12 protein-coding genes and 1 pseudogene are annotated in these 15,811 nt (G+C 70.6%); 7 read left to right on the forward strand and 6 right to left on the reverse strand.

The genetic code is table 11. The annotated features are described in order from the left end of the window. Positions 1-51 precede the first annotated feature (51 nt). Complete coding sequence (locus ACEYYH_RS03380; protein ID WP_374976883.1) at positions 52-2,091, forward strand: NAD(P)-binding protein; 2,040 nt, start codon at positions 52-54, stop codon at positions 2,089-2,091. A 164-nt stretch (positions 2,092-2,255) separates the two neighbouring features. Beyond that, positions 2,256-3,815 carry an SLC13 family permease gene (locus ACEYYH_RS03385; RefSeq protein WP_374976884.1) on the forward strand — a complete coding sequence of 520 codons (1,560 nt, stop codon included), beginning with the start codon at positions 2,256-2,258 and terminating at the stop codon, positions 3,813-3,815. Positions 3,816-4,154: 339 nt separating this feature from the next. On the opposite strand, the gene ACEYYH_RS03390 is transcribed toward ACEYYH_RS03385, so the two are convergent. Further along, complete coding sequence (locus tag ACEYYH_RS03390; protein ID WP_374976885.1) at positions 4,155-5,186, reverse strand: SDR family NAD(P)-dependent oxidoreductase; 1,032 nt, start codon at positions 5,184-5,186, stop codon at positions 4,155-4,157. 105 nt (positions 5,187-5,291) lie between these two features. Between ACEYYH_RS03390 and ACEYYH_RS03395 the strand changes: the two genes are divergently transcribed. Both ACEYYH_RS03395 and ACEYYH_RS03400 read left to right on the forward strand, forming a co-directional pair. Next, complete coding sequence (locus ACEYYH_RS03395; RefSeq protein WP_374976886.1) at positions 5,292-5,867, forward strand: TetR/AcrR family transcriptional regulator; 576 nt, start codon at positions 5,292-5,294, stop codon at positions 5,865-5,867. Between the two features lie 42 nt (positions 5,868-5,909). Beyond that, positions 5,910-6,236 carry an ATP-dependent DNA ligase gene (locus ACEYYH_RS03400; RefSeq protein ID WP_374976887.1) on the forward strand — a complete coding sequence of 109 codons (327 nt, stop codon included), beginning with the start codon at positions 5,910-5,912 and terminating at the stop codon, positions 6,234-6,236. Between the two features lie 144 nt (positions 6,237-6,380). Here the strand turns inward: ACEYYH_RS03400 and ACEYYH_RS03405 are convergent. Beyond that, positions 6,381-6,683, reverse strand: a pseudogene (locus ACEYYH_RS03405) (hypothetical protein); the annotation flags it as partial. 39 nt (positions 6,684-6,722) lie between these two features. Further along, a complete protein-coding gene (locus tag ACEYYH_RS03410; protein ID WP_374976888.1) occupies positions 6,723-8,138 on the reverse strand; it encodes an aspartate aminotransferase family protein in 1,416 nt (471 codons plus the stop codon). Positions 8,139-8,419: 281 nt separating this feature from the next. On the opposite strand from ACEYYH_RS03410, the gene ACEYYH_RS03415 reads away from it, so the two are divergent. The 3 genes from ACEYYH_RS03415 to ACEYYH_RS03425 are packed head-to-tail and all read left to right on the forward strand — an operon-like array spanning position 8,420 to position 11,534. Beyond that, the gene (locus ACEYYH_RS03415) at positions 8,420-9,769 is read left to right on the forward strand and encodes a Gfo/Idh/MocA family protein (protein ID WP_374976889.1); all 1,350 of its coding nucleotides are present in this window, start codon (positions 8,420-8,422) and stop codon (positions 9,767-9,769) included. Beyond that, positions 9,766-10,458 carry a ThuA domain-containing protein gene (locus ACEYYH_RS03420; protein ID WP_374976890.1) on the forward strand — a complete coding sequence of 231 codons (693 nt, stop codon included), beginning with the start codon at positions 9,766-9,768 and terminating at the stop codon, positions 10,456-10,458. Before ACEYYH_RS03415 ends, ACEYYH_RS03420 begins: the two co-directional genes overlap by 4 nt. Further along, positions 10,455-11,534: a Gfo/Idh/MocA family protein gene (locus ACEYYH_RS03425; RefSeq protein WP_374976891.1), complete on the forward strand. Its 1,080-nt coding sequence runs from the start codon at positions 10,455-10,457 to the stop codon at positions 11,532-11,534. Before ACEYYH_RS03420 ends, ACEYYH_RS03425 begins: the two co-directional genes overlap by 4 nt. 75 nt (positions 11,535-11,609) lie before the next feature. Here ACEYYH_RS03425 and ACEYYH_RS03430 read toward each other — a convergent pair whose 3' ends face one another. From ACEYYH_RS03430 to ACEYYH_RS03440, 3 genes are read right to left on the reverse strand one after another with little or no spacing between them, the layout of a single operon-like run. Next, complete coding sequence (locus ACEYYH_RS03430) at positions 11,610-13,907, reverse strand: glycoside hydrolase family 3 N-terminal domain-containing protein (protein ID WP_374976892.1); 2,298 nt, start codon at positions 13,905-13,907, stop codon at positions 11,610-11,612. Continuing rightward, on the reverse strand, positions 13,904-14,788 hold the full coding sequence (locus ACEYYH_RS03435; RefSeq protein WP_374976893.1) for a carbohydrate ABC transporter permease: 885 nt from the start codon (positions 14,786-14,788) through the stop codon (positions 13,904-13,906). Before ACEYYH_RS03435 ends, ACEYYH_RS03430 begins: the two co-directional genes overlap by 4 nt. Beyond that, positions 14,785-15,810 (reverse strand): carbohydrate ABC transporter permease, encoded by a 1,026-nt coding sequence (locus tag ACEYYH_RS03440; RefSeq protein WP_374976894.1) that lies wholly within the window; start codon positions 15,808-15,810, stop codon positions 14,785-14,787. The genes ACEYYH_RS03435 and ACEYYH_RS03440 overlap by 4 nt, the downstream gene beginning before the upstream one ends. Position 15,811 lies beyond the last annotated feature (1 nt).

The following is a 15,811-nucleotide window of genomic DNA, read 5'->3' on the forward strand; positions in this document are numbered from 1 at the left end:
CGAGGGGTGGACGCGCGGGAATCGTGGCGCGAGCGGACGTAGGCTCGGGGCATGACCGCGAGCCCCGGCATCCGTTCGTCCGTCCTCGCGCAGACGCTGCGGATCGGCAGCGTCACCGTGCCGAACCGCATCATGCAGACGGCGCACTCGAAGCAGTACTCCGACCGCGTCGAGTCCGACCGCGAGACCGCGTACTACGTGCGCCGCGCGCTCGGCGGCTGCGGGCTGTTCGTCGCCGGCAACCACTTCGTGCACCCGACCGGGTCGATCCGGGGCTTCGAGGACGCGTATCGCCCCGAGGGGGTCGCCGCTTCCAAGAGCATGACGGATGCTGTGCACGAAGCCGGTGCGAAGATCTTCGTGCAGCTGAACCACCACGGGGCGCAGGCGCAGCCCGACGGGCCCGACGGACCGCGGACGGTGTACGCGCCGTCGCGGCTGATATCGCCGTCGACGGGGCACGCGACCCGGGAGATGGACCACGCCGACATCGCGTCCTTCGTCGAGGGGTGGGCGCTGTCGGCCGAGCACGCGCGCGACGGCGGGTTCGACGGCGTCGAGATCCACATGGCGCACGGGTACCTGCTCCACCAGTTTCTCTCGCCGCTCTACAACTCCCGCCAGGACGAGTACGGTGGCGACCTCGAGGGGCGCACGCGGTTCCCGCGCGAGGTGCTGCGGGCGGTGCGCGCGCGGGTGGGCGACGACTTCACCGTCGGCATCCGCATCGTGGCGAACGAGTTCCACCCCAGAGGCTCCCACGGCGCCGGCATGCGCGAGGTGATCGCGCGCCTGCGGCAGGACGCCCGGATCGACTTCCTCGACCTCGCCGCCGGCGGCTACCACAACGTCCACTACGTCTTCCCGTCGTCGCCCATGCCGTACGCGTGGCTGCGCGACGACGTCGCCGCGGTCAAAGCCGCGAACCCCGACGTGCCGGTGTTCGGCGTCGGCGCTGCTCGCTCGGTCGAGGAGGCCGAGGAGGTCGTCGCCTCCGGCGTCGCCGACATGGTCGCGCTCACGCGCGCGCAGATCGCCGACCCCGATCTCGGCCGGAAGCTCCTCGGACTCGAGCCCGTCGATTCGGGGGAACGCGGCATCCGTCATTGCATCCGCCTGAATCAGGGATGCCTCGGCCGCGGCAGCCGCGGACTCGCGATGTCGTGCACCGTGAACCCGCGCGCGGGCCGCGAGCTCGAACGCGGCGAGCGGCCGCGCGCGGCGTCGCCGCAGCGGTGGATCGTCGTGGGCGGTGGTCCTGCAGGGATGCGCGCCGCCGTCGAGCTGGCGACCGATGGCCACGCGGTCACGCTGCTGGAGCGATCGGACGCACTGGGCGGACAGCTGCGCCTGGCACGCCGCGTGCCGGGCCGCGAGAGCGTCGGACTCCTCGTCGACGACCTCGAGCGCGACCTCGTCGCGGTCGGCGTCGACGTGCGACTCGGTGTCGAGGCGACGGCCGAGACCCTGCGCGGGCTCGGGACGGACGGCATCGTGGTCGCCACCGGCGCCGTCGCTCCTGCGACGACCTCCCTCGCGCTCGGCGGCGCGTACGTAGGCGGGTTCCCGGCCGACGGCACGATCGACGCGTTCACCGCGGTGTCGGGGTCGCCGCTCGGGCGCCGGATCGCGGTGGTCGATGCCGACGGCACCGCGTACGCGGCCGGGATCGTGCTGACCTTGCTCGAGCGTGTCGACGAGCTCGAGCTGATCACGCCGTTCGAGACCCTGTTCCCGCACATCGGCGCCGGGTACGACCGGCCGCTGCTGCTCGAACGCCTCGGCGCGCACGGCGGCTTCCGCCGGAGCGTCGCGCATCGCGTCGAGCGCATCGAACCCGGCGCCGTGACCGCGCGCGACGCGCTGACCGGCGCGGCGGATGCGATCCCCGGCGTCGATGCCATCGTCGCGGTCGAGCCGCGCGCGTCGATCGCCGTCCCCGGTCTGGTGCCGGATCCTGCGGCCGCGGCATCCGGTCCCCGCATCATCACGATCGGCGACGCCTTCGCCCCCCGCACGATCGACGCCGCGATCTTCGAGGCCGTGGAGCTCGCCTACGACGTCGCAGGTCTGGCCGTGCTCCGGGGCTGAGCTTCCGTCGGCCGCAGGTCGCAGCATCCGTCCCCCTCCCGTTCGACAGGTCAACCAGGGTTCCGCAGGAGTTTTCCTGCGCAAACGCTCCTGTCGAGGCCCGGTTGACCTGTCGACGCGGCTGAGGTCCGACCCGCCGGGAGGGCGGTGGCTACGCTGGGGCCGTGGACCCCGTCACCGCAACGCTCGTCATCCTCGTGCTCGCGGTGATCGCGTTCGTGAGCAACCGCGTGCCGATCGGCATCGTCGCGATCGGGGTCGCGCTGGCACTGTTCTTCACCGGCGTGCTGACGCTGCCGCAGGCTCTCGCCGGGTTCGGCGACCCGACGGTGCTGTTCATCGCCGCATTGTTCGTCGTGAGCGAGGCGCTCGACGCAACGGGCGTCACGGCCTGGGCTGGCCAGAAGGTGATCGGCCGCGCCGGCACCAAGCGCACCACGCTCCTCGTCGTGATCGCGCTGCTCGTGGCCGGCCTCACGGCCCTCATCAGCATCAATGGGGCGGTCGCGGCGCTGCTCCCGCTCGTTGTGGTCGTCGCCGCCCGCGCGGGCATCGCCTCGTCGAAGCTGCTCATGCCGCTCGCGTTCGCCGCATCCGCGGGGTCGCTCCTGCTGCTCACCGGCACGCCCGTCAACATCATCGTCTCCGAGTTCGCCGCGAACGCCGGCGGGCGGGAGTTCGGGTTCTTCGAGTTCGCCCTGGTCGGCATCCCCGTGCTCCTCGGAACCGTCGCGATCCTCCTCATCGGCGGCGGTCTCGTGCCCGAGCGCCAGGGCGCGCTGATGCCGCTCGACCTCGTGCGGCACGCGCGCCTGCTGCGTCAGCAGTATTCGCTCACCCTTGACACCGGCGTGCTGCTCGGCCCTCAGACCGGCGTCACCGAGGTGGTCGTGGCGCCCCGGTCGCCGCTCATCGGCAAGCACGTGTGCGCCGGCATGACGACTCCCGACGGCGACCTCGTCGTGCTCGCGGCGCGGCGCGGCGATGAGCAGCTCAAAGGCACCGAGTTCGTCGTGCAGGCCGGCGACGCGCTGCTGCTGCAGGGCGCGTGGGACGACCTCTCCCGCCGCACGAGCGACCCGGGTGTGCTCGTCGTCGACGATCCTGCGCAGCTGCGCCGGTCGGTCCCGCTCGGCAAGGGGGCGAAGCGGGCGATCGGCATCCTGCTCGCGATGATCCTGCTGCTGGCGACGGGCCTGGTCCCGCCTGCGGTGGCCGCGCTGCTGGCCGCGTGTGCCCTCGTGCTCTCCCGCACCGTCACCGTGACGCAGGCGTACCACTCGATCTCGTGGACGACCATCGTGCTCATCGCCGGCATGATCCCGCTGTCGACGGCCTTCATCAGTACCGGGACCGCCGATCTGGTGGCGAACGGGATGCTGTCGTTCCTCGGCGACGCCGGGCCCCACGTCGCCCTGCTCGCCCTCTGCGGTCTGACGGTGGTGCTGGGGCAGCTGATCAGCAACACCGCGACGGTGCTCATCGTCGCGCCCATCGCGATCTCGGTCGCCCAGTCGCTCGACCTGTCGGTGCAGCCCTTCATGATGGCGCTGGCCGTCGCGGGCGCGGCGGCCTTCCTCACGCCGATCGCGACGCCCGCGAACCTCATGGTGATGGAGCCCGCCGGCTACCGCTTCGGCGACTACTGGAAGCTCGGCCTCCCGCTCGTGCTGTTCTTCCTCGTGATCGCGGTCTGGTACGTCCCGATCGTCTGGCCCTTCTGACACCGCAGATCTTGGCGACTCGTCAGAAAGTGGGCCGTCGGGCGCTAGGACTTGGCGACTCGCCAGAACGCGCCAGGACTTGGCGACTCGCCAGAAAGTGGCCGTCGGGTGCTAGGTCTTGGCGACTCGTCAGAACGCGCCAGGACTTGGCGACTCGCCAGAAAGTGGGCCGTCGGGCGCTAGGACTTGGCGACTCGCCAGAACGCGCCAGGACTTGGCGACTCGCCAGAAAGTGGGCCGTCACGCGCCAGGTCTTGGCGACTCGCCAAGAGCGCCTGGGTGCAGAGCGACGCCTCGGCGGATCGATGACTCGGGTCCGCCGAGGCGTCGCGGGTCGGTTCAGGCGGCCGACCAGCCGCCGTCGCTCGCGAGGTTCTGGCCGTTGACGTTGACGCCGTCGTCGCTCAGCAGGAACGTGATCGACGCGGCCAGGCGGTCGGCCGCCACGGGCGGGGTCATCACGGCCATGCCGGCGCGGACGCGGTCGGCGCCGAGCGGCGAGGTGAACTTCGCCTCGATGTTGGTGATCACAGCGCCGGGGGCGACGGCGTTCACGCGGATGCCGCTCGGGCCGTACATGAACGCGCTCGACTTCGTGAGCCCGACCACCGCGTGCTTCGACGCGGTGTAGGCGGCGCCGGCGGACGAACCGCGAAGGGATGCCTCGGACGAGGTGTTCACGATGGAGCCGGTGCCCTGCGCGAGCATCGCGGGGATGACGGCGCGCATCAGCTTCATCGTGCCGGTGACGTTCACGCGGAAGACGCGATCCCAGACGGCGTCGGTGACGTCGCCGACCGGGGTCATGTCGTCCATGATCCCGGCGATGTTCGCGAGGCCGTCGATCCGGTCGCCGGCCGCCTCGACGATGCGGGCAACACCCTCGTCGTCGGTGATGTCGGCGGTGAGCGCGACGACGTCGGCGCCGGCGTGCGCCGCGACGAACTCGTCGAGGCGCTCCTGGCTGACGTCCACGGCGATCACGCGACCGCCCTCGCGCGCGACGCGCGACGCGGTGGCGCGGCCGATGCCGGAGCCTGCGCCCGTCACGATGACGGTCTGGCCCGTGAAGCGGCCGGCGGTGACCTTCTCGGCCCACACGGCCTTCGTGGTCTCGGCAGCGGCTTCGGCTTCCGCGGGGACGCCGTCGGGGTTGACCTCTGCGACGAGCGCGTCGAGGGCAGCCTGCGGGAAGGCGCCGCCGCTCATCGCGACGAGGTTGTTGATCGGAAGGCCCGCGACGGGTGCGAGGGCCTCCGCGCTCTGGCCGCCCTGGGCGAGCAGGCCGCGCAGGGCGGCGCCGCCCGCGGGATCGTCGAGCCACGTCTGGATGGTGGATGCTCCGGTCAGGGGAGCGGCGGTGGTGCTCATTTCTGTCCCTTCTTCATGCAGTTCAGCGGGGCTGCGGGTCCGGGGGATGAGGATCCTTCGGGGCGGCTCCTACCGGACAACAGTGTCCGGTACTAGGCTACACCCGTGCCGAGCACCGCATCCCCCCGTGCGCTCCCTCGCCAGAACCGAGGCCCCGCCGCAGCAGCCGACAACCGTAAGGCGTTGATCGCCGCTGCGCGTGAGGTCTATGCCGAAGGAGGGCTCCAAGCCCCCTTCAGCGCCGTCGCCAAGCGCGCCGGTGTCGGGCAAGGAAGCCTGTACCGTCACTTCCCCGACCGGACCGCCCTCGCCGTCGCCGTCTTCGAAGACAACGTGCGCGACCTCGAGGAGTACACCGCGTCGTCCGATCGCACCATCGACGATCTGCTCGACCGCGTGGTCGATCAGGCCGTCGCGTCGACCGCGCTCATCGAGCTGATCACGGCAGACCTCTCCGACCGCCGGGTCGCGTCGCTGGGCGCCCGATTCCAGGCGCTCGTGGAGCGTCTCGTCGCGCGCGATCGCGCCGCCGGGCGCATCGGAGCGCATATCGAGACCGAGGACGTCACCCTCGCGACCGGGATGCTGGCGACCGAACTCGCGCGCGCGGATCCGGCGCAGCGGCCGGCCGTCGCACGCCGTGCGCGAGCGCTGTTCGCGGCGGCGTTCGCACCACGCTGATCAGGCATTCGCGCGCTGCTGATCCGGCACTAGGCTCCTGCCATGGGCCGGTTCATCTACGACACCAACGCCAACTCGGTCGACATCGAAGACCGCACGCTGGCGCACCTGCGCATCGTCATGATGAACAAGCTGCGCCGCTCGGAGCCGTTCATGTTCGACGTGGAGATCGGCGACGGCAGCGGCCGGCGGAGCTTCTGGATCCACCCCTCGGTGCCGATCCAGTTCCACTTCTTCGGCAGCCGTCAACCTCGTATCAACCGCCGTTGGGTCGAGGCGCTGATGCTCTCGGCCAGCGGGCCCAACGGGCTCGCGATCCTTCCGGAGCCCGACGACGACGACACCCCGCCGCCGCCTGCTGAGGGCTGAGCCCTAACCGCTGACATCGTCGGGCGTCACCTCGGTGCCGCCGACGGTCAGCCGCTCCACGTCGAGGTGATCGACGTCGACGTTGCCGAGTGTCACGTCGGGCGCCTCACCCTCTTCACCCAGCTGTTGAACGGGGACGGGGCCGGTGTCGAAGTGCTCGGCGAACAGCATGATGCCGCCGGTCGAGCTGGCCGAGTTGGCGAGCTCCTCGATCCACGCGCGGCTGAGCTCCGTGGGCTCGGGATCGTCGAACACGAACCGCAGCGGGATCGACGGATGCAGCCAGATGGTGCTGCGACCGCGCGGCTGGTCGTCGGGGTGCTTCCACGACACCGTGAAGCTCTCGTCGCGTCGCAGCTTGGTCGCGATGACGACCTTCAGGTGCGCGAGAGCGCGGTCCTCGATATGGATCGGCATCGCGCCGCCGCCGTAGTAGATCGTGCCCACGCGCCAACCATAACGCCGTTCCTCTGCGCGGTGGTGGCGTCAGAGCCTCGTCCACGCCTCCGTGAGGACGCTGCGCAGGATCTGCTCGATCTCGTCGAACTCCTTCGGTCCGATCGTGAGGGGCGGCGCGAGCTGGATGACGGGGTCGCCACGGTCGTCAGCGCGGCAGTACAGGCCCGCCTCGAACAGCGCCTTCGACAGGAACCCGCGCAGCAGCCGCTCGGATTCGTCGTCGTCGAAGGTCTCCTTGGTCGCCTTGTCCTTGACGAGTTCGATGCCGAAGAAGTACCCGTCGCCGCGCACGTCGCCGACGATGGGCAGGTCGGTGAGCTTCTCGAGGCTCGTGCGGAACAGCGGCGAGTTCTCGCGCACGTGCTCATTGAGGCCCTCCTCCTCGAAGATGTCGAGGTTCTCGAGCGCGACGGCGGCCGAGACCGGGTGACCACCGAACGTATAGCCGTGGTAGAACGCGCGGTCGCCGTGGGCGAACGGCTCGTAGATCTTGTCGCTCACGATGGTGGCGCCGATCGGCGAGTAGCCGCTGGTCATGGCCTTCGCGCACGTGATCATGTCGGGGACGTATCCGTACGCGTCGCACGCGAACATGTGGCCGATGCGCCCGAAGGCGCAGATGACCTCGTCCGACACGAGCAGCACGTCGTACTTGTCGCAGATCTGGCGCACGCGCTGGAAGTAGCCGGGAGGCGGCGGAAAGCAGCCGCCCGAGTTCTGCACCGGCTCGAGGAAGACCGCGGCGACGGTGTCGGGGCCTTCGAAGAGGATCATCTCCTCGATGCGATCGGCCGCCCAGACGCCGAACTCCTCGAGGCTGCCCGACGGCGCGCCCATGTCGTCGGCGCGGTAGAAGTTGGTGTTCGGCACGCGGAAGCCGCCGGGGGTCACGGGCTCGAACATCGACTTCATGGCCGGGATGCCGGTGATCGCGAGCGCGCCCTGGGGCGTGCCGTGGTACGCCACCGAGCGCGAGATCACCTTGTGCTTGGTGGGCTGCCCCTGGATCTTCCAGTAGTACTTCGCGAGCTTGAACGCGGTCTCGACCGCCTCGCCGCCGCCGGTCGAGAAGAACACCTTGTTGAGGTCGCCCGGAGCGTAGTCGGCGAGCCGGTCGGCGAGCTCGATCGCGGCGGGGTGCGCGTACGACCAGATCGGGAAGAATGCGAGCTGCTCGGCCTGCTTGGCTGCGACCTCGGCGAGGCGCTTGCGGCCGTGGCCCGCCGCGACGACGAACAGGCCGGCCAGGCCGTCGATGTACTGCTTGCCCTGCGAGTCCCAGATGTGATGCCCCTCGCCCTTGACGATGATCGGCACACCCGGTCCGTCGGTCATGACGGACTGGCGGGCGAAGTGCATCCACAGGTGGTCTTTCGCCATCTGCTGCAGTTCGGCGTCGCTGCGGGCAGGGCGTCGGGTCACGGACTGCGCGGTAGTGGACATGTGGAGCCTTCCGTCGGACGTGCTCCCACGCTACTCGCGCGCCCCGCGCGTCGACATGCGACGTTTCGTCCGGAACGGATGCTGCGACCAGCGGTCCGTCCGGACTCTCACGTGGAGCCGCGGGCGATGAGCGCGGTCGGCAGCACGATCGGCGAGGGCGGCAGTGCAGCGCCGGCGGCGTCGGCGAGCGTCGCGCGAGCAGGCATGCGACCAGTTTTGCGCAAGATCTTCGACCGGCACGAGCCCCGATGGCATCGTCGGTTCCGGGAAGGGACACCACGATGACGACGACGACATCCCCGCTGCGGATCGCACTGATCGGCACCGGCTTCATGGGCCGCATGCACACGCAGGCCTGGCGCACCGCGCCGCACTTCTTCGACCTTCCGCGCGCACTGCAGCGCGCGCTTCTCATCGGCCACCGCGCCGACGCGACGGCCGAGGCGGCCGCGCGCTGGGAGTGGCCGGAGCACGGGGTCGACTGGCGCGAAGCCGTCGAGCGCGACGACATCGACGTGATCGACATCTGCACGCCCGGCGACACCCACGCCGAGATCGCGCTCGCGGCACTCGCCGCCGGCAAGCACGTGCTGTGCGAGAAGCCGCTCGCGAACTCGGTCGCCGAAGCGCAGGAGATGACGGATGCTGCGGCCGCAGCGTCCGTCCGGTCCGGCGTCGTCGCGATGTGCGGCTTCAGCTACCGCCGCACGCCCGCGCTGACCCTCGCCCGCCGGCTCATCGCCGAAGGGCGCATCGGTGAGATCCGCCACGTGCGCGCGCAGTACCTGCAGGACTGGCTGAGCGACCCCGATTCGCCCCACACGTGGCGCCTCGACCGCGACCGCGCGGGCTCGGGCGCCCTCGGCGACATCGGCGCGCACAGCGTCGACACCGCGCAGTGGCTCGCGGGCCAGGCGATCACCGCCGTCTCGGCCACCATGCGCACGTTCGTCGCCTCGCGCCCCCGCCGCTCGTCGGTCGAGGGGCTCGGCGGGGTCGCCGCCGACACCACCGACCGACTCCCGGTGACCGTCGACGACGCCGCCGCGTTCACCGCGCACTTCGACGGCGGCGCCCTCGGCGTCTTCGAGGCGACCCGTATGGCGACCGGACGCCGCAACGCCAACCGCATCGAGATCAACGGCGACCGCGGAGCGATCGCGTTCGACTTCGAGCGCATGAACGAACTCGAGGTGTACGACGCCGCCGCCGATGTCGCGCAGGGCTTCCGGCGCGTGCAGGTGACCGAGGCGCAGCATCCCTATGCCGGAGCGTGGTGGCCCGCAGGCCACGGGCTCGGCTACGAGCACCTGTTCGTGCACCAGGCCGTCGACTTCGTGCGCGCGGTCGCGGGCGAGATCCCGGTGTCGCCGAGCTTCGCCGACGCGACGCAGGTGCAGCGCGTCCTCGCCGCCGTGGAGCAGAGCGCCGCCCACGACAGCATCCTCACGCCGGTGGCAGCCACCGCGTTTCGACTCGCAAGCTCGCTCAACGAGCGGGATGACGCAAGCTCGCTCAACGAGCGGGATGACGCAAGCTCGCTCAACGAGCGGGATGACGCAAGCTCGCTCAACGAGCGGGATGACGCAAGCTCGCTCAACGAGCGGGATGAAGAAGGGATCCCCGCATGACCCGCACCGCCCTCGTCGTCCGCGGCGGATGGGACGGCCACCATCCGATCGAGGCGACCGACCTGTTCCTGCCGTTCCTCCGCTCCAGCGGCTTCGACGTGACCGTCGAGGACGACCCCCAGGTGTACGCCGACGCCGACCGTATGGCGACCGTCGACCTCGTGCTGCAGTCCGTGACGATGTCGCAGGCGTCGCACGAGGCGATCCACGGCCTCCGCGACGCCGTCGCGGCGGGCACCGGCCTCGCCGGCTGGCACGGTGGCATCGCCGACTCGTTCCGTGCGAGCTCGGACTACCTGCAGCTCGTGGGAGGCCAGTTCGCGACCCACCCGTCGAAGCACCCCGACGAGGTGCACGGCGACCAGACCGACAACTACCTCGACTACACCGTCGAGCTCACCGAGCTCGGGCGCACGCACGACATCATGGCGGGCCTCGACGACTTCACACTGACGACCGAGCAGTACTGGGTGCTGCACGACGACCTCATCGACGTGCTGGCGACCACCACGCACCCCGTGCAGCCCTATCACCCATGGCATCGGCCGATCGTCTCGCCCGCGGTGTGGACGCGGGACTGGGGTCAGGGCCGCGTCTTCGTCTCGACGCCGGGGCACAGCCTCGACGTGCTGCAGGACGCGAACGTCCGCACGATCATCGAACGGGGGATGCTGTGGGCCGCGCGGTGACCGACATCGGAATCGTCGGGCTCGGCGTCATCTCCCGCCAGTACCTCGACACGCTGCTCCCGGCATCGAGCGTGCGCATCGCGGCCGTCGCCGACCTCGACGTGGCCCGTGCCGAGGCCGCTGCCGAAGGCATCCCCGGGTGCCGCGCGCTCACGACCGGCGAGCTGCTCGAGGATCGCAGCATCCGTGCCGTGCTGAACCTCACGATCCCCGCGGCGCACGCCGATGTCGCGCTCGCCGCCATCGCACACGGCAAGGACGTGTACGGCGAGAAGCCGCTCGCGGCGACCTTCGCGGACGCTGCGCGGATCACGGATGCTGCGACCGCCGCGGGCGTCCGCGTCGGGGGTGCGCCCGACACGGTGCTCGGCACCGGCGTGCAGACCGCGCGGGCGGCGATCGACGGCGGACGGATCGGGCGAGCGGTGTCGGCGTCGGCGATGTGGGTCTCGGCGGGCCACGAGTCGTGGCATCCGCAGCCCGACTTCTACTACCGCGAGGGCGGCGGGCCGCTGCTCGACATGGGGCCTTACTACGTGACGTCGCTCGTGCAGCTGCTCGGGCCCGTGACCGCGGTGTCGGGCGCGTCGTCCCGATCGCGCGACGAGCGCGTGATCGGATCCGGCCCGCGGGCGGGGGAGAGCGTGCCGGTCGAGGTCGACACGCACCTCACGGGAATCCTGCACCACGCGTCGGGCGCGATCTCGACCGTGACCATGAGCTTCGACGGCGTCCGCTCGACCGCCGCACCGATCGAGGTGCACGGCATCGACGGGTCGCTCATCGTTCCCGACCCGAACAACTTCGCCGGCGACGTGCAGCTGCATGCGCGCGGCGGCTCGTGGGAGACGCTCGAGCCCGCCGCCGGGTACGTCGACTCCGGGCGCGGCATCGGGCTGCTGGACCTGGTCGCGGGCGACGGGCGTGCGAGCGGCGCCATGGCGCTGCACGTACTCGAGATCATGACCGCGCTCGCCGCATCGGCCGCCTCGGGTGTGCGGGAGACGCTGACGACGACGGTGGAGCGGCCCTCGCTCGTGCCTCTTACCGCCGCGGAGGTCTGGAGGAGCCTCTGAGGGCGGTCGCCGGGGCGTCCCCGCGAACGACGAAGGGCCCGGAATGCCGCTCACGGCATTCCGGGCCCTTCTCGATCAACGAGGGGCGGGGACCAGGGCCGACACGATCGCCGTCGCCGTTCGCGGCGAGTCCGCGGTGATCGGGTGCACGGCTCCGACGAGCTCGATCCGGGTCTCGGTGTCGCGCTCGGCGCACGATCCGCCGACCCACAGATCCACCGCACCCGGCTCGACGATGCGATGACCGTCGCGCCCGGTGAAGGCGAGACGCGACGTCGGCACCGAGAACGCGACGGTCGCCGACTCTCCCGGCTCCAGAGTGACGCGCTGATACGCGAGCAGCTGTGCAACGGGGCGCGTGACCGAACCCACGATGTCCCGTGCGTAGAGCTGGACGACATCGGTGCCCGTGCGGTCGCCCACGTTCGAAAGACGCACCTGCGCGGTGATCGTGCCGTCGGTGGCGGCATCCGAAGCCGTGAGATCCTCCCTCGCGAACGAGGTGTACGTCAGCCCGAACCCGAACGGCCGCGCCGGGGTGTTGTCGGCGCTCGTGATCTCGGTGGGGCCGCCGAGCACCGGGTGCAGGTACGTGTACGGCTGCGCGCCCGCCGACCGAGGGAGCGAGACCGGCAGGCGGCCCGACGGCGCGGCCGCACCCGACACGATGCGTGCGATCGCGGGTCCGCCCTCCTCGCCGGGGAAGAAGGCCTGCAGCACCGCGGCGGCCGCGGTGGGGCCGTCGAGCATCCAGCCGATCGCGTACGGACGCCCCGACACGACGACCACGACGGTCGGGGTGCCGGTGGCGACCACTGCCTCGACGAGCCGGCGCTGCACACCCGGCAGCTCCAGGTCGTCCACGTCGTTGCCCTCGCCGACCGTGCCGCGACCGAACAGGCCGGCGCGGTCGCCCACGACCACGATCGCGACCTCGGCGTCTCCCGCCACGCGGGCGGCGGCAGCGATGCCGCGCTCATCGTCGCCCTCGACGTCGCAGCCCCGTTCGATTGCGATGTCCGCGTCGCGGAACTCCGCGCGCAACGCCTCCGCGATCGTGGGGATCTCGAAGCCGAGCGGCGTGCCGGGATGATGCGCGAGCACGTGGTTGGCGAACGAATAGCAGCCCATCAGCGCCTCTGCCGCGTCGGCGTTGGGACCGATGAGGGCGATCGTGCGCGGAGCGGCCAGCGGGAGCACGCTGTCGTTGCCGAGCAGGACGACCGACTCCTCGGCCGTCCGGCGGGCGAGATCGCGCAGCTCCGGGCCGTCGAGATCGACCTGCGTCGGCGGCGACGAGAAGTCCTCGTCGAGCAGGCCCAGCTCCTCCTTCTGCGAGAGCACGCGGAGCACGGCGCGGTCCACATCGGCTCGCCCCTGGGCGTTCGAGTCGAGGAGGGCCCGCAGGGGCTCGACGAACGCGTCGCCCGTGGGCAGCTCCACGTCGATCCCCGCGCGCAGCGCCAGCAGCGCGGCCTCGCCGAGATCGCCCGCGACGCCGTGCAGGGCGTGGAGGAAGGCGACGGAGAAGTAGTCCGCCACGACGGTGCCGTCGAATCCCCACTCGTCGCGCAGCAGCCCGGTGAGCAGCTCGGGGTTGGAGGCGACGGGCACGCCGTCGATCTCGGCGTACGAGTTCATCACCGACCGCACGCCGCCGTCGCGGACCGCCATCTCGAACGGCGGGAGCATGGTGTCCTGCAGTCGTCGGCGCCCCATGTGCACGGGAGCGTGGTTGCGGCCGGCCTGCGACGCGGAGTAGCCGGCGAAGTGCTTCAGGGTGGCGTGGACACCCGCCGATTGCAGTCCCTTCACGTACGCGGTGCCGATCGTGCCGACCACGTAGGGGTCCTCCGCGATGCACTCGTCGACACGACCCCAGCGGGGATCCATGATGACGTCGAGCACCGGCGCGAGCCCCTGGTGGATCCCGAGCTCGGCCATGGAGCGACCGATCGCCGCGCCGAGCTGCTCGGTGAGCTCCGGATCGAAGGCCGCGCCCCAGGCCAGCGGCGTCGGGAAGGTCGCCGCCTTCCACGCGGCGAGCCCCGTGAGGCACTCCTCGTGCACGATGGCGGGAATTCCGAGGCGCGTCTGCTCGCGCAGGCGCCGCTGCTCGGCCCAGAGCCACTCGGCTCGAGCGACGGGGTCCACCGGCCGCGTGCCGTACACGCGGGTGAGGTGCCCGATGCCGTTCACGGTGGCGTCCTCGTACCGGGTCGACGTCACCATCTCGCCGGCCATCGGCGCGACGACCTCGTTCCCCTGGTCGACCCAGTAGCCGACGAGCTGTGCGAGCTTCTCGTCGACGGTCATCCGTGCGTGCAGCGCAAGGACGCGCTCCGAGACGGCGCGCAGTTCGTTGTCCGTCATCCCTTGACCGCTCCCGTCAGTCCGCCGACGATCCGTCGCTCGAAGAGGCTGAAGAACGCGAGCGCGGGGATCATCGACAGCGACGTGAAGGCGAGCACCTTCGCGGTGTCGACGGAGTACTGCGACGAGAATGCCTGCACGCCGAGGGGGAGCGTGAAGTTCGCGTTGTCGTTGAGGAGGTACAGCGGCAGCAGGTAGCTGTTCCAGCTTCCGATGAACGCGAGGATCCCCACGGTGATCACCCCGGGCACCGCGAGCGGGACCACCATGCGCCAGAAGAAGCCGAGCCGGCTGCAGCCGTCGATGAAGGCCGCCTCCTGGATCTCGTCGGGGATGGCCCGCAGGAACGGCACCAGGATGATGATCGTGGTCGGCAGGGCGAAGGCGATCTGCGGGAGGACGACGCCGGCCAGCGTGTTGATCAGTCCCATGTCGCGCACCACGATGTACAGCGGCGTGATCGCGACGGTGATCGGGAACATGAGCCCGGCCGCGAAGAGCGCGTACAGCGCGCCGCGCCCGCGGAAGTGATAGCGGGCGAGGACGTAGCTGGCCATGAGGCCCAGCACGATGACTCCCAGCGTGGTGGCCACCCCGACGATCGTCGAGTTGAGCACGAGCGTCCAGAACGTGCTCTCGGTGAGCACGTCGAGGTAGTTCGTGAACACCCAGGGGTCGGGCAGGCCGGCGGGGTTCGTGGTGATCTGCGAGTTCGAACGGAAGCCGCCCAGGATGATGTAGATCACCGGCCCGAGCATCAGCGCGATCACGACGAGCGCGACGAAGTAGACGGCGGGGGTGCCGGCTCGCATGCGCTGACGCCGCGGCCCGTGCGGTGGCGTGTTCGCGACAGCGTCGGTCGCGACGGCGACGGCGGTCATCCGTCGGTCCTTTCGGTGAGTGCTCCCGCCGTGTCGCGGCGCAGGACGAAGCGCTGGTAGATGAGCGCGACCACGAGGGAGATGAGGAAGATGACGACGGCGACGGCGTTGCCGTACCCGAAGTTGCCCGCATTGCGGCCGTTGGCGACCATGTAGGTCGCCATCGTCGAGGTGCCCGCGACGGGTGCCACGTACTGGCCCCAGATGATGTACACCAGGTCGAAAAGCTGGAGTGCGCCGATGATCGACAGGAACGCCCAGATGCGCAGCGTGGGGCCGAGCAGCGGGATCGTGATCCGTCGCTGGATCTGCCAGTAGGTGGCGCCGTCGATGGCGGCCGCCTCGTAGAGCTCCTCGGGGATCCCCTGCAGGCCCGCCAGGAAGAGGATGACGGCGAAGCCGACGTACTTCCAGGTGAGGATCGCCATGAGCGTCCAGATCGCGATGCTGGGATCTGCCAGCCAGTCGCGCGTGAGCTGGTCGAGGCCGAGGTTCTCCAGCAGTCCATTGAGCGCGCCGTTGGTGGCGAGCATCAGGCTGAAGCCGGTGCCCACGACCACCTCGGCGATCACATAAGGGACGAAGATCAGCACGCGGATGATCGACTGCCCGCGCATCTTGCGGTTGAGCAGGAGCGCCAGCAGCAACGCGACCGGCCCCTGCAGCACCAGCGACATCACCATGATGAAGCCGTTGTGGCCCAGTGCTTCTTGGAAGTCCGGGTCGGTGAGGATCGTGACGTAGTTCTTGAGACCGATGAAGTCGGTCGGCGGGCCGTAGCCGTGCCAGTCGAAGAAGCCGTAGTACGCCGCCATGATCACCGGGAAGATGACGAAGCCGACGAAGAAGATCAGTGCGGGTCCGACCAGCACGGCGATCTCCAGGCGGCCCGACCATCCGATCCCGCGGCGCCGGCGGCGCGGCGATGCCGGGGGCGGCGGCGTGTCGCCGCCGCCCCCGGTCCGCTGCGCGAGATCCGTCTCCGGGCGATCGTCCGTGCTCGGTGTCGCGCTCTTGTGCATG

It is taken from the genome of Microbacterium trichothecenolyticum (assembly GCF_041938625.1).
Classification (GTDB): Bacteria; Actinomycetota; Actinomycetes; order Actinomycetales; family Microbacteriaceae; genus Microbacterium; species Microbacterium trichothecenolyticum_D.